The sequence below is a fragment of the Inquilinus limosus genome (assembly GCF_002195995.1).
Taxonomy (GTDB): domain Bacteria; phylum Pseudomonadota; class Alphaproteobacteria; order DSM-16000; family Inquilinaceae; genus Inquilinus; species Inquilinus limosus_C.
In genome coordinates this window covers 34,141-51,661 of the sequence record NZ_NHON01000006.1, presented here as the reverse complement: position 1 = coordinate 51,661, position 17,521 = coordinate 34,141, and the positions used below count along the sequence as shown (strand labels likewise).

At 68.5% G+C, this 17,521-nt stretch carries 17 protein-coding genes; 5 read left to right on the top strand and 12 right to left on the bottom strand.

Annotation, left to right across the window (positions count from 1 at the left end):
• Positions 1 to 20: 20 nt before the first annotated feature.
• The 3 genes from BWR60_RS05070 (at position 21) to BWR60_RS05060 (ending at position 2,359) form a co-directional block, all read left to right on the top strand.
• Positions 21 to 281, top strand: coding sequence for a type II toxin-antitoxin system prevent-host-death family antitoxin (locus BWR60_RS05070; protein WP_088149924.1), 261 nt, complete (start codon positions 21 to 23; stop codon positions 279 to 281).
• Positions 282 to 369: 88 nt separating this feature from the next.
• Entirely contained in the window at positions 370 to 693 is a 324-nt protein-coding gene (locus BWR60_RS05065) for a hypothetical protein (protein WP_218823349.1), read from the top strand.
• A 127-nt stretch (positions 694 to 820) separates the two neighbouring features.
• Positions 821 to 2,359, top strand: coding sequence for an alpha/beta fold hydrolase (locus BWR60_RS05060; RefSeq protein WP_179221636.1), 1,539 nt, complete (start codon positions 821 to 823; stop codon positions 2,357 to 2,359).
• Here BWR60_RS05060 and BWR60_RS05055 read toward each other — a convergent pair.
• The 8 genes from BWR60_RS05055 to eno form a co-directional block, all read right to left on the bottom strand.
• Positions 2,314 to 2,778, bottom strand: a complete 465-nt coding sequence (locus BWR60_RS05055) for a type II toxin-antitoxin system RatA family toxin (RefSeq protein WP_088149922.1) — start codon at positions 2,776 to 2,778, stop codon at positions 2,314 to 2,316. The two genes, BWR60_RS05060 and BWR60_RS05055, sit on opposite strands and share 46 nt — an antisense overlap.
• Positions 2,779 to 2,843: 65 nt before the next feature.
• Entirely contained in the window at positions 2,844 to 3,827 is a 984-nt protein-coding gene (gene lipA / locus BWR60_RS05050) for a lipoyl synthase (RefSeq protein WP_088149921.1), read from the bottom strand.
• An 84-nt stretch (positions 3,828 to 3,911) separates the two neighbouring features.
• Positions 3,912 to 5,309 (bottom strand): dihydrolipoyl dehydrogenase, encoded by a 1,398-nt coding sequence (gene lpdA / locus BWR60_RS05045; RefSeq protein ID WP_088149920.1) that lies wholly within the window; start codon positions 5,307 to 5,309, stop codon positions 3,912 to 3,914.
• Positions 5,310 to 5,400: 91 nt separating this feature from the next.
• On the bottom strand, positions 5,401 to 6,732 hold the full coding sequence (locus BWR60_RS05040) for a pyruvate dehydrogenase complex dihydrolipoamide acetyltransferase (protein ID WP_088149919.1): 1,332 nt from the start codon (positions 6,730 to 6,732) through the stop codon (positions 5,401 to 5,403).
• A 27-nt stretch (positions 6,733 to 6,759) separates the two neighbouring features.
• The gene (locus BWR60_RS05035) at positions 6,760 to 8,160 is read right to left on the bottom strand and encodes a pyruvate dehydrogenase complex E1 component subunit beta (RefSeq protein WP_088149918.1); all 1,401 of its coding nucleotides are present in this window, start codon (positions 8,158 to 8,160) and stop codon (positions 6,760 to 6,762) included.
• A 61-nt stretch (positions 8,161 to 8,221) separates the two neighbouring features.
• On the bottom strand, positions 8,222 to 9,199 hold the full coding sequence (pdhA, locus tag BWR60_RS05030) for a pyruvate dehydrogenase (acetyl-transferring) E1 component subunit alpha (protein WP_275542366.1): 978 nt from the start codon (positions 9,197 to 9,199) through the stop codon (positions 8,222 to 8,224).
• 190 nt (positions 9,200 to 9,389) lie between these two features.
• Positions 9,390 to 9,725 carry an FtsB family cell division protein gene (locus tag BWR60_RS05025; protein WP_230982954.1) on the bottom strand — a complete coding sequence of 112 codons (336 nt, stop codon included), beginning with the start codon at positions 9,723 to 9,725 and terminating at the stop codon, positions 9,390 to 9,392.
• 50 nt (positions 9,726 to 9,775) lie between these two features.
• Complete coding sequence (eno, locus tag BWR60_RS05020; protein ID WP_088149915.1) at positions 9,776 to 11,056, bottom strand: phosphopyruvate hydratase; 1,281 nt, start codon at positions 11,054 to 11,056, stop codon at positions 9,776 to 9,778.
• A 201-nt stretch (positions 11,057 to 11,257) separates the two neighbouring features.
• Here eno and BWR60_RS05015 point away from each other — a divergent pair, with 201 nt between their 5' ends.
• Positions 11,258 to 12,493 (top strand): SAM-dependent methyltransferase, encoded by a 1,236-nt coding sequence (locus BWR60_RS05015; protein ID WP_088149914.1) that lies wholly within the window; start codon positions 11,258 to 11,260, stop codon positions 12,491 to 12,493.
• 185 nt (positions 12,494 to 12,678) lie between these two features.
• On the opposite strand, the gene BWR60_RS05010 is transcribed toward BWR60_RS05015, so the two are convergent.
• Positions 12,679 to 13,566 (bottom strand): LysR family transcriptional regulator, encoded by an 888-nt coding sequence (locus BWR60_RS05010; RefSeq protein WP_088149913.1) that lies wholly within the window; start codon positions 13,564 to 13,566, stop codon positions 12,679 to 12,681.
• 94 nt (positions 13,567 to 13,660) lie between these two features.
• On the opposite strand from BWR60_RS05010, the gene BWR60_RS05005 reads away from it, so the two are divergent.
• On the top strand, positions 13,661 to 14,602 hold the full coding sequence (locus BWR60_RS05005; protein ID WP_088149912.1) for a zinc-binding dehydrogenase: 942 nt from the start codon (positions 13,661 to 13,663) through the stop codon (positions 14,600 to 14,602).
• A 6-nt stretch (positions 14,603 to 14,608) separates the two neighbouring features.
• Here the strand turns inward: BWR60_RS05005 and kdsA are convergent, their stop codons facing one another.
• The 3 genes from kdsA to secG form a co-directional block, all read right to left on the bottom strand.
• A complete protein-coding gene (kdsA, locus tag BWR60_RS05000) occupies positions 14,609 to 15,451 on the bottom strand; it encodes a 3-deoxy-8-phosphooctulonate synthase (protein ID WP_088149911.1) in 843 nt (280 codons plus the stop codon).
• 10 nt (positions 15,452 to 15,461) lie between these two features.
• Complete coding sequence (locus tag BWR60_RS04995; RefSeq protein WP_088149910.1) at positions 15,462 to 17,090, bottom strand: CTP synthase; 1,629 nt, start codon at positions 17,088 to 17,090, stop codon at positions 15,462 to 15,464.
• 91 nt (positions 17,091 to 17,181) lie between these two features.
• Positions 17,182 to 17,508 carry a preprotein translocase subunit SecG gene (gene secG / locus BWR60_RS04990; protein WP_088149909.1) on the bottom strand — a complete coding sequence of 109 codons (327 nt, stop codon included), beginning with the start codon at positions 17,506 to 17,508 and terminating at the stop codon, positions 17,182 to 17,184.
• Positions 17,509 to 17,521 lie beyond the last annotated feature (13 nt).

Sequence of the window (17,521 nt, the reverse complement as noted above, 5' to 3'; positions counted from 1 at the left end):
CATCAAAGGAGGTCGTTGCCATGTCGTCATACTCGACCAGTGACCTGTCGCGCAGGTCAGGTGACATCATCGCCGAAGCCCTGCGCCACCCGGTCACGATCACCCAGCGGAACAAACCCCGCCTGGTCCTTATGGCGATCGAGGATTTCGAGCGCCTGACCCGTCGGGCGGAAGACCCGCGAAAGGTCTATGTCTCAGGCGAGGAACCTGCCGATGTTCGCGCGGAGCTTCTCGCAGCCTTGGACGATATCATCGTCGGTCAGCGTGATGGCGACGCTTAGGACCGGGCAACTCGTCTGGTATCCGTACCTTTGGGCCCGGTAGCGGGCAGCCGGTGAAACCGAGGGGCGAAAGGACCGTCCCTGTTGCATGCTGCTGCCGGTGCAGAAGGCTGGATCGAAGCAAACCATTCTCTACCTCCTTGCCGTCAGCACAGTTCCACCAACTGATCGCGATGGTGCGATCGAGGTGCCTGAGATCGAGCGCCGAAGGGGTGGGCTTTCGGAATGGAAGGCCCGCTGCTGGGTTTACGTCGACGAATACAACCGCGACGTGGCGGAGCGCTCGTTCTACCTCGATCCCGCCGCCGATCCGATCGGGGCTTTCAGCGCCTCCTTCGTGAACAAGATCGCCGTCGCATTCAAGGCGGCGGTGCTGGCTCGCGCCTCCGCCGCCGTCGATCGCCAGAACTGATCCGGCAATGCGGCCGGCCCCCAGGCGCGCAAGCCGCGAAAACCGCATCCCCCCACGCCGGCTGACGCGGGTTGCCGGCCGGCGGAGCGCACCGCATCATGGCGGCCAGGACTCACACGAAAGCACCGTGCCAGTGCGCCTGAACTCGGCCTCGACTCTTTGGCCTTTCCTCGCCTTCGGCGCCCTGCTCCTGTTCGCCTTTCCGGCTTCGGCGGCCCCCGGCTTCGAGAGCGCGCGCTGCGCCTTCGCCGTGCCGCGCGGCGAACGGGCCACCTGCGGCTTCGTCGCCGTGCCGGCGCATCGCGAAGGTGCGCGCGGCCGCAACCTCCGCCTCTATGTCGCGGTGCTGCACAGCCAGGCCCCGTCGCCCCTGCCCGACCCGGTGATCTTCCTCAATGGCGGCCCGGGCGACACCGCCTTCGGCGACGATTCCGACACCTGGTGGCAGATCAGCCGGCCGATCCGCCAGGCCCGGGACTTCATCGTCTTCGACCAGCGCGGCGTCGGCCAGTCCCGGCCCAGCCTGGACTGCCCGGAGCTGGACCGCATTTCCGAACGGAACTGGAAGCCCGGCCTGACCCGGGCCGAGGTGCTGGCGCTGGAGCGGCCGGCGGCGGTGGCCTGCCATGACCGCCTGACCCGTGGCGGCAACGACCTGTCGGCCTTCACCACGGCCGAGGCGGCGGCCGATGTCGACGACATCGCCGCGGCGCTGAACTACGAGAGCTACAACCTGGTCGGCGTGTCCTACGGCACCCGGGTGGCTCTGGCGGTGATGCGCGACTTCCCCGATCGCGTGCGCAGCGCCGTGCTGGACAGCGTCTACCCGCCCGGGATCTTCGATCTGGACACCCAGCCGGCGCTGATCGCGCGCGTGTTTCGCCGGCTGTTCGGCGAATGCCAGAGCAGCCCGGACTGTGACGCTGCCTATCCGCTGCTGGAGGCCCGCTTCGACGGCATGCTGGCGCAGCTGCGGGCGCAGCCGGAGATGGTGCGCCAGGGCCGGCGCAACATCCGGGTCGATGACGGCATCGTGCTCGACGCGCTCTACGCCACCTTCTACGACCACACCACCCTGGCGGACCTGCCGGAGCTGATCGACAAGGTGGCGCGCGGCGACCTGGCCGCCCTCGCCCCCTGGATCGGGCCGGTGTTCAGCGGCGGGCCGAACCGGTCCGACGGGCTGGCGCTGAGCGTCGCCTGCAGCGAGAGCTGGCCCTTCGCCACCCGCGACGCGCTGGCGGCGTCGGTCGCGGCCTCGGAGCCCTATGGCGGCAACGCCGCCTATGCGCTGGAGTGGCAGGTCTGCGATTCCTGGCATGTGCCGCCGATCTCGGCGGTCGATGCCGTGGCGGTGTCGAGCACCACCCCCACCCTGCTGCTGGCCGGCAGCTTCGACCCGATCACGCCGCCGGAATATGCCTATATCGCGGCGCGGACCCTGACCAATGGCCGGGTGATCGAGTTCCGGGCCGGCAGCCATTCGATCCTGACCACGGAAAGCTGCGCGCCCGATCTGGTGGCCCATTTCATCGACATGCCGGCGGCGCCGCTCGACACGCTCTGCGCCGACCGCACCCTGGCCCCGCGCTTCACCGCGGCGGCCGGCGGCCTGTCGGATCAGCCCTCGGCGGCCGCGGCGGACACCGAGGCGCGGTCGCCGTAAAGCGCCCGGGCCCGGGTCTCGAAGGCGCCGACCATGCGGCGGAAGGCCTCGTGGAACACCGCGCCGATCACCGTCTGCAGCACCCGCGACCGGAACTCGAAATCGACATGGAAGTCGATCTCGCAGCCGGTCGGATGCGGCAGGAAGCGCCAGCAATTGGTCAGGCGCTTCATCGGCCCGTCGACATAGGCGACGTCGATCTGCTGGCCCGGCGTCAAGGTGACGCGGCTGGTGTAGCGCTCGCGGATCATCTTGAAGCCGATGACCAGGTCCGCCGTGAGCACGTTGCCCTCGCGCTTGCGGATGCGCGCGGCGAGGCACCAGGGCAGGAAGCTCGGGTAACTCTCGATATCCGCCACCAGCTCGTAGAGCTGCTGCGGGGTGTAGGGCAGGACGCGGCGCTCGGTGTGTGAGGGCATGATGGATCCGCGGGACGCTTGGAGGTCTAGATTAGACCCTCGGCCGCGTCCCGCCAGTGCGACGTTCAGGCGCCCTGCGCCAAAGCAATCAGGTCGATGGATCCGGAAGCCGCGGCCAGCTTGGCCAGCCGGTTGGCCTTCATCTTCTCGAAATCGGCGCCGGCATGGTACGAGGACCGGGTCAGCGGCGAGGCCGAGATCATCAGGAAGCCCTTGCCGCGGCCGATCCGCTCGTAGGACTGGAACTCCTCCGGCGTGACGAAGCGGTCCAGCCGGGCGTGCTTCGGCGTCGGCTGCAGGTACTGGCCGATGGTCATGAAGTCGACATCGGCGGCGCGCAGGTCGTCCATCACCTGCCCGACCTCCTCCGCCGTCTCGCCCAGGCCGACCATGATGCCGGATTTGGTGAAGATGGTCGGGTCCAGCTCCTTCACCCGCGACAGCAGCTGCAGCGAGGTGAAATAGCGGGCACCGGGCCGGATCGAGGGGTACAGCCGGGGCGCGGTCTCGAGGTTGTGATTGAAGACATCCGGCCGTGCTTCGACAACGATTTCAACGGCTCCAGGCTTGTTCTTGAAGTCGGGAGTGAGGATCTCGATGGTCGTGTCCGGCGACGCGGCGCGAACGGCGCGGATGGTCTCGGCGAAATGCCGGGCGCCGCCATCGTCCAGGTCATCGCGGTCGACAGAGGTGATGACGATATGGCTCAGCCCCAGCCTTCCGGCGGCCTCGGCGACGTGCTGCGGCTCATGCGGGTCAAGCTGGTCGGGCCTGCCGGTGGCGATATTGCAGAAGGCACAGGCGCGGGTGCAGACCGAGCCGAGGATCATCACCGTGGCGTGGCCCTTGGCCCAGCACTCCCCGATATTGGGGCAGGCCGCCTCCTCGCACACCGTGTTCAGCTTGAGATCCCGCATCAGCCGGCGGGTCTCGTTGTACTCGGCCGAGACCGGCGCCTTGACCCGGATCCAGGCCGGCTTGCGCGGCACCGGGTTGTCGGGGCGATGCGCCTTCTCGGGGTGGCGAAGATGAGGCTCTACAGCGGACATGGTCGTCCTTGCGGGGTTGCGGCCTGGCTCGGCGACATTCCCTCAAAGATGGGGAAATGCCACCGGAAGCCAAGCACGCTTTGCTCAATAGTGGATTGCGCGGCCGTAGGCGTCCAGGACGCTCTCATGCATCATCTCGCTGAGCGTCGGATGCGCGAAGATGGTGTGCATCAGCTCGGCCTCCGTCAGCTCGCCGGTCTTGGCGACGACGTAGCCCTGGATCAGCTCGGTGACCTCGGCGCCGACCATATGGGCGCCCAGCAGCTCGCCGGTCTTGGCGTCGAACACGGTCTTGACCATGCCCTCGGGCTCGCCCAGCGCGATCGCCTTGCCGTTGCCGATATAGGGGAAGCGGCCGACCTTGACCTCGTGGCCGGCGGCCTTGGCCTTCGCCTCGGTCAGCCCGACCGACGCCACCTGCGGCGAACAGTAGGTGCAGCCCGGGATGTTGCTGACATCCATCGGGTGCGGATGCTGGCCGGCGATCTTCTCGACGCAGATCACGCCCTCATGGCTGGCCTTGTGCGCCAGCCAGGGCGCGCCGGCGACGTCGCCGATGGCGTAGACGCCCGGCTCGTCGGTCTCCAGATACGGGCCGACCACGATGTGGCCGCGATCGACCTTCACCTTGGTGTTCTCCAGCCCGATGTTCTCGACATTGCCGGTGATGCCAATCGCCAGGATCACCCGGTCGGCGGTGATCTTCTCGGTCTTGCCGCCGACCTCGATGGTGGCGGTGACGCTGTCGGCGCCCTTCTCCAGCTTCTGGGTCTTGGCGCCGACCAGGATGCGCATGCCCTGCTTCTCGAACTGCTTCTTGGCGAAGGCCGAGATCTCCTCGTCCTCCACCGGCAGCACGCGGTCGAGCATCTCGACCACGGTCACCTCGGCGCCCATGTTGCGGTAGAAGCTGGCGAACTCGATGCCGATCGCGCCCGAGCCGATGACCAGCAGCGACTTCGGCATGGTCGGCGGGACCATCGCCTCCTTGTAGCTCCAGATCAGCTTGCCGTCGGCCTCGAGGCCCGGCAAGTTCCGCGCCCGCGCGCCGGTGGCGATGATGATGTGCTTGGCCGCCAGCGTCTCCTTGCCGCCGGCCTTCAGCGCCACCTCGACCTTGCCGCCGCCGAGCAGCTTCGCGCTGCCGTCGAACACCGGCACCTTGTTCTTCTTCAGCAGGTGCTTGACGCCGCCGGACAGCTGCGACGCGACCTTGCGCGACCGATCAACCACCTTCTTAAGATCGAAGCTGATGTCCTTGGCCGTAAAGCCATATTGGTCGAGATGCTTCAGCAGGTGCGAGATCTCGGAGGAGCGCAGCAGCGCCTTGGTCGGGATGCAGCCCCAGTTCAGGCAGATGCCGCCCAGATGCTCGCGCTCGACCACCGCGGTCTTCAGCCCCAGCTGGGCCGCGCGGATCGCCGCGACATAGCCGCCCGGGCCGCCGCCGATCACCAGGACGTCGAAGCTGGTCTCAGCCACTGTCGTGTCTCCTTGCTGCCACCCGCATCCCGGCGGAGGCGATCATGGGGTCGCCGGTCGGGGGCAGGTCTGGCCCGGCCCCCGCGACCGGTCACAGCATCATGCTGAGCGGGGCTTCTATCAGCGCGCGGAAGGCGGCCAGGTATTCGGCGCCGACCGCGCCGTCGACCGCGCGGTGGTCGACCGACAGGGTGCAGCTCATCACCGTGGCGATGGCCAGCGCGCCATCCTTCACCACCGGCTGCTGGGTGCCGGCGCCGACCGCCAGGATGCAGGATTGCGGCGGGTTGATGATCGCCGCGAAATCCTTGACCCCGAACATGCCGAGATTGGAGATCGAGAAGGTGCCGCCCTGGTACTCCTCGGGCTTCAGCTTGCCGTCGCGGGCGCGGGCGGCCAGGTCCTTCATCTCGCCGGAGATGGTGCCCAGGCCCTTGCGGTCGGCGTCCTTGATGATCGGGGTGATCAGGCCGCCCGGCGTCGCCACCGCGACCGAGACGTCGACCCGCTCGTAATTGATCATCGCGTCGTCGGTCCAGGAGGCGTTGGCCGCCGGGACCTTGCGCAGCGCCAGCGCCGCCGCCTTGATGATCAGGTCGTTGACCGACAGCTTGACGTCGCCGCGGTCGTTCAGCTCCTTGCGCAACTTGAGGAGCGCATCGAGCTCGATGTCGACCGTCAGGTAGAAATGCGGGACGGTCTGCTTCGACTCCAGGAGCCGGCGCGCCACCGTCTTGCGCATGTTGCTGTGCTTCTGCTCGCTGTACGGGATGCCATAGGCATCGGCCAACTGCTTGGCGTTCGGGCCGGCGGAAGCCGGCTTCGCCGTCGGGGCGGCAGCGGGGGCCGCGCCGGGCTTCGCCGCCTCGGGCGCAGCGGCGGCCGGCTTGGCAGGGGCGCCGCCGGACACGGCCGCGTCGATGTCGGCCTTGACGATGCGGCCATGCGGGCCGCTGCCCTGCAGCACCGCCAGGTCGATGCCAGCCTGCTGCGCCATGCGGCGGGCCAGCGGGCTGGCGAAGACGCGGCTGTCATCATGGCCGTTCGCCGCCGGCTTGGCGGCCGGGGCCGGCTGCGCGGCAGGGGCCGCTTCGGCCTTCGGCTCGGCCGGAGCCTCCGCCTTGGCCTCGGGCTTCGCCGCGGCGGGGGCCGCGCCGCCCTTCAGCGCCCCGGCATCCTCGCCCTCCTCCAAGAGGATGGCGATGATCTCATTGACCGGCACGTTCTCAGTGCCCTCGGCCACCAGGATCTTGCCGATGGTGCCCTCGTCGACGGCCTCGACCTCCATGGTCGCCTTATCGGTCTCGATCTCGGCGATCACGTCGCCGGATTTGACCTTGTCGCCTTCCTTCTTGTGCCAGGTGGCGAGCGTGCCCTCGGTCATCGTGGGCGACAGCGCCGGCATCAGAATGTTGATCGTCATCGATCCCTCCCCTGTCCCGTGCCGGGCCTAGCGGTAGCAGGCGGCCTTGGCCGCCTCGACGATGTGCGAGGCCTGGGGCAACGCGAGGTGCTCCAGGTTCGCGGCATAGGGCAGCGGCACGTCGACCGAGCAGACGCGGCCGACCGGCGCGTCGAGATAGTCGAAGGCGTGCTCCATCATCAGCGCCGCCAGCTCCGAGCCGATGCCGGCGAAGGGCCAGCTCTCCTCGGCCGAGACCAGGCGGTTGGTCTTCTTCACCGAATTGACGATGGTCTCGACGTCCAGCGGCCGGATCGAGCGCAGGTCGATGACCTCGGCGTCGATGCCCTCGGCGGCCAGGGTCTCCGCCGCCTCCAGCGCCTTGCCGACCATGATCGAATAGGCGGTGATGGTGATGTCCTTGCCCGGGCGCACGATCTTGGCGCGGCCGATCGGGACGATGAAGTCGGGATCCTCCGGCACGTCGAAGCTCTGGCCGTAGAGGATCTCGTTCTCCAGGAAGATCACCGGGTTCGGATCGCGGATCGCGGCCTTCAGCAGGCCCTTGGCGTCCGCCGCCGACCAGGGCGCCACCACCTTCATGCCCGGGCAATGGGCGTACCAGCTGGCATAATCCTGGCTGTGCTGGGCGCCGACGCGGGCGGCGGCGCCGTTCGGGCCGCGGAACACGATCGGGCTGCCCATCTGGCCGCCGGACATGTACAGCGTCTTGGACGCCGAGTTGATGATCTGGTCGATCGCCTGCATGGCGAAGTTGAAGGTCATGAACTCGACGATCGGCCGCAGGCCCGAATAGGCGGCGCCGACGCCGAGGCCGGCGAAGCCGTGCTCGGTGATCGGGGTGTCGATCACGCGCTTGGCGCCGAACTCCTCCAGCAGGCCCTGGCTGACCTTGTAGGCGCCCTGGTACTCCGCGACCTCCTCGCCCATCAGGAACACGGTCGCGTCACGCCGCATCTCCTCGGCCATGGCGTCGCGCAGCGCCTCGCGCACGGTGATGCGCTTGGTCTTGGCGAAGAACTTGTCCTCATCGGTGGCGGGCGGCGCCTTGGTGGCCGGCGGCGCGGCTGGGGTGGCGGGCGCCCGGGCCTCCGACTTCGGCGCCTCGGCCTTCGGCTCCGCCGCCGGAGTCTCGGCCGCGGGGGCCGCCTTGCCGTTGGCGTGGCCGATATCGCCGGCGCTCTCGCCGTCGCCGAGCAGGATGGCGATCGGGGTGTTCACGGCCACGGCCTCGGTGCCTTCCGGCACCAGGATCTTGCCGATGGTGCCTTCGTCGACCGCCTCGACCTCCATGGTCGCCTTGTCGGTCTCGATCTCGGCGATCACGTCGCCCGACTTCACCGCGTCACCCTCGCGCTTCAGCCACTTCGCGAGCGTGCCCTCGGTCATGGTCGGCGACAGCGCCGGCATCAGGATCTCGGTGGGCATTGGGAAATTCTCCGGCAGCCGGCGGCGCCTCACGCGGGGCGCCCGCCGGGTCGTGTTGGCGTCAGGCTTCGATCAGAACGTCGGTGTAGAGCTCCGACGGATCGGGCTCCGGGCTCTGCTGGGCGAATTCCGCCGCATCGTTGACGATGCCCCGGATCTCCTTGTCGATCGCCTTGAAGTCGTCCTCGCTGACGCCGCCGATCGCGTCGATCTTCTTGCGCACCAGGTCGATCGGGTCGTGCGTCTCGCGCATCTTCGCCACCTCCTCCTTGCTCCGGTACTTGGCCGGATCGGACATGGAGTGGCCGCGGTAGCGGTAGGTCATCATCTCCAGGATGGTCGGGCCGCCGCCCGAGCGGGCCCGCTCCAGCGCCTCCTCGGCCGCGGCCTTGACCGAGAGCACGTCCATGCCGTCGACCTGGAAGCCCGGGATGCCGTAGGCCTGGCCGCGCAGGTGCAGGTCGGCATTGGCCGAGGCCCGCTGCACCGAGGTGCCCATGCCGTATTTGTTGTTCTCGATCACGTAGATGACCGGGAGCTTCCAGAGAGCCGCCATGTTGAAGCTCTCATAGACCTGGCCCTGGTTCGACGCGCCGTCGCCGAAATAGGTGATCGAGGCGCCGCCGTCTTCCTTGTAGCGGTGGGCGAAGCCGAGGCCGGTGCCCAGCGACACCTGGGCGCCGACGATGCCGTGGCCGCCGAAGAACTTCTTCTCGCGGCTGAACATGTGCATCGAGCCGCCCTTGCCCTTGGAGTAGCCGCCACGGCGCCCGGTCAGCTCCGCCATCACGCCGCGCGGGTCCATGCCGCAGGCCAGCATGTGGCCATGGTCGCGATAGCCGGTGATGACGTCGTCGGCCGGGGTCTGGGCCGACTGCATGCCGACCACCACGGCCTCCTGGCCGATATAGAGGTGGCAGAAGCCGCCGATCAGGCCCATGCCGTACAGCTGGCCGGCCTTCTCCTCGAAGCGGCGGATCAGGAGCATGTCCCGGTAATACTGCAGCAGCTCATCCTTGCCGGCGGCAGCGGGAGCCACGGCTCCCGACGTCTTTTCCTGGGCAGGACGACGTTTCGTGGCGGCCAATGGATCCTCCCTGGTCGGATAGCATCGGGTTAGTAGGCGCGCATAGTACCTTCGCCTGGCCCAGTGCTACCCCGCACGGACGGAATTTGCAAGGCGCAGGACCGGGGCTGCGCCATCATCGGCGCAAGGCAGACGCGCGGGTTTACTGGGCCGGCGCCGGGGCCGGCGTGGTCTTGGGAAAGAAGATGACGACATCGTCCGGCCTGGCGACATTCAGCATCGCCCGGGCCCGTTCGTCCAGCATGTCCGTGTCGACCTGCTTCGGGTCGATCAGCGCGGCGCGCTTCTCCATCTCGGTGCGCTGCGCCGTCAGCGACTCCAGCGTCGCCTTCGCCTGCGCCACCTCGCCCTGCAGGGCGTCACGGGCGAAGATGCCGTGATCGCCCTGGATCGCGTGATAGGTGAAGTAGGCGATCAGGCAGACGCCGACCGCCGGCCCGATGACGGGTCGCAGTTTCCGCCGCAGAGTGCGAAACATGCTCATGGCCCTAGGTCACCATAGGTCGGGGTCGGCGTCAATGGATGCCACTAGCGCTGGCGCAGCACCGAACGGCCGGCATAGCTGGCGGCACGGCCCAGCTGCTCCTCGATCCGGATCAGCTGGTTGTACTTGGCCAGCCGGTCGGAGCGGCTGAGCGAGCCGGTCTTGATCTGCCCGCAATTGGTGGCGACGGCGAGGTCGGCGATGGTCGAATCCTCGGTCTCGCCCGAGCGGTGCGACATCACCGCGGTGTAGCCGGCCTTGTGCGCCATCTCCACCGCCTGCAGCGTCTCGGTCAGGGTGCCGATCTGGTTGACCTTGACCAGGATCGAGTTGGCGATGCCGCGACCGATGCCCTGCGACAGGCGCTCGGGGTTGGTCACGAACAGGTCGTCGCCGACCAGTTGGACGCGCTTGCCCAGGGCGCTGGTGATGGCGGCCCAGCCCTCCCAGTCGTCCTCGGCCATGCCGTCCTCGATCGACACGATCGGGTAGCGCTTCACCAGGTCCTCATAATAGGCGACGAGGCCGGCGCTATCGAGGGTCTTGCCCTCGCCTTCCAGATGGTAGCGGCCATCCTTGAAGAACTCGGTCGAGGCGGCGTCCAGCCCCAGCACCACGTCGTCGCCCGGCTTGTAGCCGGCGGCCTCGATCGCCTGCATGATGAAGCTCAGCGCCTCATCGGCCGAGGCGAGGTTCGGGGCGAAGCCGCCCTCGTCGCCGACATTGGTGCCGTGGCCGGCATCCTTCAGCTTCTTGCGCAGGGCGTGGAACACCTCGGACCCGGTGCGCACCGCCTCGGCCAGGGTCGGCGCGCCGACCGGCAGGATCATGAATTCCTGGATGTCGATCGGGTTGTCGGCATGGGCGCCACCATTGATGATGTTCATCAGCGGCACCGGCAGGGTGCTGGCATAGGCGCCGCCGACATAGCGGTATAGCGGCAGGCCTGCATCCTCCGCCGCGGCGCGGGCCACGGCCAGGCTGACGCCGAGGATGGCGTTGGCGCCGAGCCGGCCCTTGTTCGGCGTGCCGTCCAGCTCGATCATGGTGCGGTCGAGCTCGATCTGCTCCTCGGCGTCGAGGCCGGTCAGCGCGTCGAACAGCTCGCCATTGACGGCGTCGACGGCCTTGATGACGCCCTTGCCGCCATAGACCGACTTGTCGCCGTCGCGCAGCTCGACCGCCTCATGGGCGCCGGTCGAGGCGCCGGACGGCACCGCGGCGCGGCCGAAGGCGCCGGTTTCGAGGGTCACGTCGACCTCGACGGTCGGGTTGCCCCGGCTGTCGAGGATCTGGCGGGCATGGATGTCGACGATCGCGGTCATGAAGCGGCCTCTCGCTGGCATCAGGAGTGGTGGGGCGGGAATCGGCGCGGCCAGACTGTGCCGCGGACCGGAAAATGCAAGGACTTTCGCCTCTGCGCCTGGGACAGGTCTCGCATCCGGTGATTGTGGCGTCGCCATGTTGAAACTGCGTCAATTTGGGGAGTAGCCTCGCGACAAAAGTGCGCAACTCAGGGTACCGAAATGCGGCTTCTCTCCCATATGCTCTCGCGCTTCGTGCAGGCCGGGCGCCTGCGCGTGACCGATGCCGGCGGCGTGGTCCACGACTTCACCGGCAAGCAGCCAGGTCCCTTCGCCTCTGTCCGCCTGCACGACCCGACCTTGCACCGCAAGCTGTTCGCGGCCCCGGCCTTGGCGGTCGGCGAGGCCTATATGGACGGCACGCTGACGCTGGAGGACGGCACGACTCTGCGCGACCTGTTCGCGCTCTATGGCCATAACTTCCAGGCGCTGGACGGCTATCCGCTGCAGGCGCTGCTGAATTCGGTCGGCCGCCGGCTGCGCCGGCTGCAGCAATACAACCCGGTCGGCAAGGCGCAGGAGCACGTCCACCATCATTACGACCTGTCGCGCGAGCTGTTCGAGCTCTTCCTCGACGAGGACATGCAGTACTCCTGCGCCTATTTCGGCGACGGGGTGCGGTCGATCGAGGAGGCCCAGATCGCCAAGAAGCGGCACATCGCCGCCAAGCTGCTGCTCGACGACGCCAGCAGCGTGCTGGACATCGGCTGCGGCTGGGGCGGCATGGCGATGACCCTGGCGGAGCTGGCGCCGGTCGAGGTGACGGGCGTGACCCTGTCGGTCGAGCAGCAGAAGCTGGCGCAGGAGCGCGCCGCCAAGCGTGGCCTGGGCAACCGGGTGAAGTTCGAACTGCTCGATTACCGCAAGCTCGACCAGCGCTTCGACCGGATCGTCTCGGTCGGCATGTTCGAGCATGTCGGCGCCAGCTATTATGACGAGTTCTTCGGGAAGGTCCGCAATCTGCTGGCCGAGGACGGCGTCATGCTGCTGCACTCGATCGGCCGGATGACCCCGCCAGGCAACACCGGCGCCTGGCTGCGGAAATACATCTTCCCCGGCGGCTATGTGCCGGCGCTGTCGGAGGTGATGGCCGCGGTCGAGCGCCAGGGGCTGTGGGTCACCGACATCGAGATCCTGCGGGTGCACTACGCCGACACGCTGGCGGCCTGGAACGAGCGGTTCCAGGAGCAGCGCGAGCGCATCGCCAAGCTCTATGACGAGCGCTTCTGCCGGATGTGGGAGTTCTATCTGCTGGGCTGCGAGAACGAGTTCCGGATGGGCACCTGCATGGTGTTCCAGATGCAGCTGGCCCGGAAGCGCGACGCCGCCCCCCTCACCCGCGACTACATCACCGACACCGAGCGCCGCTACGCCACCCTGGCCGCTGCGGCGGAGTGAAGAGGCCGGCCCGGGTTCGTCACGGCGGACCCGGATCCCGGCCATCCCCCTTCTGTCATCCTCGGGCTTGACCCGAGGATCCAGGGGCGGCCAGAGCGGTTCTCGGTGGCCCTTGGATTGCCGGGTCAAGCCCGGCAATGACAACAGAAGCGTAGGTTGGAGGCATGGTCCGGTCCGGCCAGCCTCTACCGCCGGCGGGCCATCTCGATGAAGGCCCTGAGTCCGGCCGAGACATGCCGTCGGCTGGGGTAATAGAGGAAGAATCCGGCGAATTCCGGCGTCCAGTCCGCCAGCGCCCGGACCAGCCGGCCCTCCGCCAGATGAGTCGCGACCTCGTCCTCGTAGAGCAGCGCCAGGCCGGCATCCTGCAGCGCCGCCCGCAGGATCACCTCGTGGTTGTTCAGCACCAGCGGGCCATCGACCGCGACCTCGATCGCCTCCCCGTCCTTCTCGAAATTCCAGCGGCACAGGCTGCCGCTCGGGAAGCGGTAGAGAATGCAGCCATGCTGCTTGAGGTCGCGCGGATGCTGCGGCAGGCCCTGCGCGGCGGCATAGACCGGCGAGGCGACCACCGCGAAGCGCTGCCGGGGCCCGACCGGCACCGCCACCATGTCGCGCTCGACCCGCTCGCCGAAGCGGATGCCGGCGTCGAAGCCGTCGGCCACGATGTCGACCAGCGCGTCGTCGTCAATGATCTCCAGCCGCATCTGCGGATGGGCGCGGAGGAAGGCCGGGATCAGCGGTGCCAGCACCAGCCCGGTGACCGGGCGCGGCGAGCTGATCCGCAGCACGCCGGCGGGCGTCTCCCGCAGCGCGTTCAGGTCCTCGATGGCCCCAGCGATCTCGCCGAAGGCCGGCTGCAGCCGGCCCATCAGCCGCGTGCCGGCCTCGGTCAGGGCGACGCTGCGCGTGGTCCGGTGCAGCAACCGCAGGCCCAGCCCCTCCTCCAGCAGGCGCACGGAGTGGCTGAGCGCCGAGCGGGACACGCCGAGATCCACCGCGGCCTGGCGGAAGCTGCGATTCCTGGCCACCGACAGGAAGGCGGCGAGGCCGGTGAAGTCGGGCCGGTTCATTGGTGAAATATCCTCAACAAGCCATCCGCCAGCATGCCGCTTGTTGAGCCACATCGCACCCCGCATATCCCCGAAGCAGCATTTCGGAGGCCCCATGCGCGCCATCGTCGTCGACCCCGCCAGCCTGTCCCGCCTGGTCCTGGGCGAGGCTCCCGATCCCATTCCCCTGCCCGACCAGGCCCTGATCCGGGTCGAGGCGATCTCGCTGAACCAGGGCGAGATCCGCCGCGCCCTGGACGACGCGCCGGCCGGCTGGATCCCGGGCTGGGATCTCGCCGGAACGGTCGAGCGCGCCGCCGCGGACGGCACCGGCCCGGCCGCCGGGGTGCGCGTGGTCGGATTCCTGCCGGAAGGCGCCTGGCGCGAGCGGGTCGCCGTCGCCACGCGGTCCCTGGCGGTCCTGCCGGACGCGGTCTCGGCCGCGGTGGCCTCGACCTTCCCGGTCGCCGGCCTGACCGCGCTCTACACCCTGGCCGAGGGCGGGCTGCTGGTCGGCAAGAGGGTTCTGGTCAACGGCGCGTCCGGCGGGGTCGGCCATGTCGCGGTACAACTGGCCCGCGCCTCCGGCGCCGTCGTCGTGGCCGCCGTCCGGCGCGAGTCCCAGCGACGGCTGGCCGAGGCCGACGGCGCCGACCGGGTGATCGTCAGCGAGGCGCTGGCCGAGGCGCGGGAGGCGGGGCCGTTCGACCTGGTGGTCGAATCGGCCGGCGGCGAGGCCTTGGCCAACGCGCTGCGGTCGCTGGCCAGCGGCGGGCTCTGCGTCACCTGCGGCAATTCCAGCCGGTCGCCGATGACCATCGACCCGTTCGAGTTCTTCTATCCGCAGGGCCAGACCAAGCTGGTCGGGCTCTATTTGCTGCCGCTGCTGCAGCGCGTGCCGCCGGGCGAGGGGCTTGCCCGCCTCGCCGGACTGGCGGAGCGCGGCCTGCTGCGACCGCGGATCGAGGTCGAAGCGCCGTGGGAGGAGATCGGCGCCATCGCCGAGCGCTTCCAGCGCCGCGAGATCACCGGCAAGGCGGTGCTTCGGGTCTTCTGACCCCTGTCAGATCCGGACCGGGTCGGCCTTGGCGATGCGGTCGAGCGCGACCAGGGTGGTCAGCAGCGCCTCGAGCTTGCTGATCGGCACCATGTTCGGGCCGTCGCTCGGGGCGTGGTCCGGGTCCTGATGGGTCTCGATGAACACGGCGGCGACGCCGATCGAGACCGCGGCCCGGGCCAGCACCGGCACGAATTCGCGCTGGCCGCCCGAGCTGGTGCCCTGCCCGCCCGGCTGCTGCACCGAATGGGTGGCGTCGAACACCACCGGATATCCCGTCTGCGCCAGGATCGGCAGCGAGCGCATGTCGCTGACCAGGGTGTTGTAGCCGAAGCTGACGCCGCGCTCGGTCAGCAGCACCTTGTCGTTGCCGGTCGAGGCGATCTTGGCGGCGACGTTCTTCATGTCCCAGGGCGCCAGGAACTGGCCCTTCTTGACGTTGATCGCCCGGCCGGTGGCGCCGGCGGCCAGCAACAGGTCGGTCTGGCGGCACAGGAAGGCCGGGATCTGCAGGATGTCCACCGCCTCCGCCACCGGCGCGCATTGCGCCGCGTCGTGGATGTCGGTCAGCACCGGGCAGCCGAACTTTTCCCGGATTTCGGCCATGATCGGCAGGCTCTTCTCCATCCCCAGGCCGCGCTGGGCTGCGGCGGAGGTGCGGTTCGCCTTGTCGAAGGAGGTCTTGTAGACGAGGCCGAGGCCCAGCCGGCCGGTGATCTCGACCAGCGCCTGGCTCATCTCCAGCGCGTGCTCGCGGCTCTCCAGCTGGCACGGGCCGGCGATGATGGTCAACGGCCGGTCGTTGCCGAAGGTGACAGGGCCGACAGTGACGGGGCGGGCTGCGGTCATGGTCATGTCCTCAGACGAGCCGGCTCTGCTCGATCGCGGCGCGGATGAAGTCGGTGAACAGCGGATGCGGGTCGAACGGCTTCGACTTCAGCTCCGGATGGTACTGCACGCCGATGAACCAGGGATGGTCCGGCAGCTCCACGATCTCCGGCAGCACGCCGTCCGGCGACAGGCCGGAGAAGAACAGGCCGGCCTGCTCCAGCCGCTCGCGGTAGTTGATGTTGACCTCGTAGCGGTGGCGGTGCCGCTCGCTGATCTCGGTCGCGCCGTAGATCCCGGCCACCCGGCTGCCGGGCACCAGCGCCGCCGGATAGGCGCCGAGGCGCATGGTGCCGCCCAGGTCGCCGTCGGTCTTGCGGGTTTCCAGCGCGTTGCCGCGGGTCCATTCGGTCATCAGGCCGACCACCGGCTCGTTGGTCGGGCCGAATTCGGTCGAGTTGGCCGCCGGCAGCCCGGCCATATGGCGCGCCGCCTCGATCACCGCCATCTGCATGCCGAAGCAGATGCCGAAATATGGCACCTTGCGCTCGCGCGCGAACTGGGCGGCGCGGATCTTGCCTTCGGCCCCGCGCTCGCCGAAGCCGCCGGGCACCAGGATGCCGTGGACATGCTCGAGATGGCTGACCGCATCCTCCGATTCGAAGATCTGCGAATCCATCCAGTCGAGCTTGACCTTGATGTTGTTGGCTATGCCGCCATGGGTCAGCGCCTCGGCCAGGCTCTTGTAGCTGTCGATCAGCGAGGTGTACTTGCCGACCACGCCGATGGTGACCTCGCCCTCCGGCTGGCGCACTCGCTGGACGATGCCGGTCCAGCGCGACAGGTCCGGCGCCTTGTCCTGGCCGATGCCGAAATAGGCCAGCACCTGATCGTCGAAGCCTTCCTCGTGATACGAGATCGGCACGTTGTAGATGGTGTCGACGTCGAGGGCGGCGATCACCCGCTCCGGCCGGATGTTGCAGAACAGCGCGATCTTGCGCCGCTCATTGTCCGGGATCGGCCGGTCGGCGCGGCACAGCAACATCTGCGGCTGGATCCCGACCGACAGCAGCTCCTTCACCGAATGCTGGGTCGGCTTGGTCTTCAGCTCGCCCGCCGCCGGGATGTAGGGCAAGAGCGTGACGTGCAGGAACAGCGCGTTCTCGATCCCGACCTCGTTGCCGAACTGGCGGATCGCCTCGAGGAACGGCAGGCTCTCGATGTCGCCGACCGTGCCGCCGACCTCGCAGACGATGAAATCCTCGTCGGTGACGTCGGAGCGGATGAACTCCTTGATCGCGTCGGTGATGTGCGGAATCACCTGCACCGTGGCGCCGAGATAGTCGCCGCGGCGCTCCCGCGCGATCACGTTGGAGTAGATCCGGCCGGTGGTGACGTTGTCGCTCTTGCGGGCCGAGACGCCGGTGAAGCGTTCGTAATGGCCCAGATCCAGGTCGGTCTCGGCCCCGTCATCGGTGACGAAGACTTCGCCGTGCTGGGTCGGGCTCATCGTGCCCGGATCGACGTTGAGATAGGGGTCGAGCTTCCGGAGCCGGACCTTGAAGCCCCGCGCCTGAAGGAGTGCCCCGAGTGCTGCTGCGCCCAGTCCCTTGCCAAGCGAGGAGACCACGCCGCCGGTAATGAAGATGTACCGCGTCATGGAATTCAACCCTACCCCAGATTCGTCCAGCCAAAAACAACGAGGCGGCCCCAGACCGGGGCCGCCCCGACATGACAGTCATGCCGACAGGTTATTCCGTCGTGGGAACGCTCGGCCCGGACGGAGCGGTGCTGGCCGGCGCGCCCTGCGCCGGCGGCGGCGTCACCTCGTTGACGATCGCGGAGCCGCTGCGATGGGCGCCGGCCATGATCGCCAGGACGATGCTGGTGACCATGAAGGCCCCGGCCAGGACCGCGGTGATTCGGGTCAACAGGTTCGCCTGGCCGCGGATCGAGACCAGCCCGCCGCCGCCACCGCCGCCGATGCCAAGGCCGCCGCCCTCGCTGCGCTGGATCAGGATCACTCCGATCAGGCCGATGGCGATCAGGACGTGGATGACGAGCAAGACCTGCTGCACTGGACACCTGTCG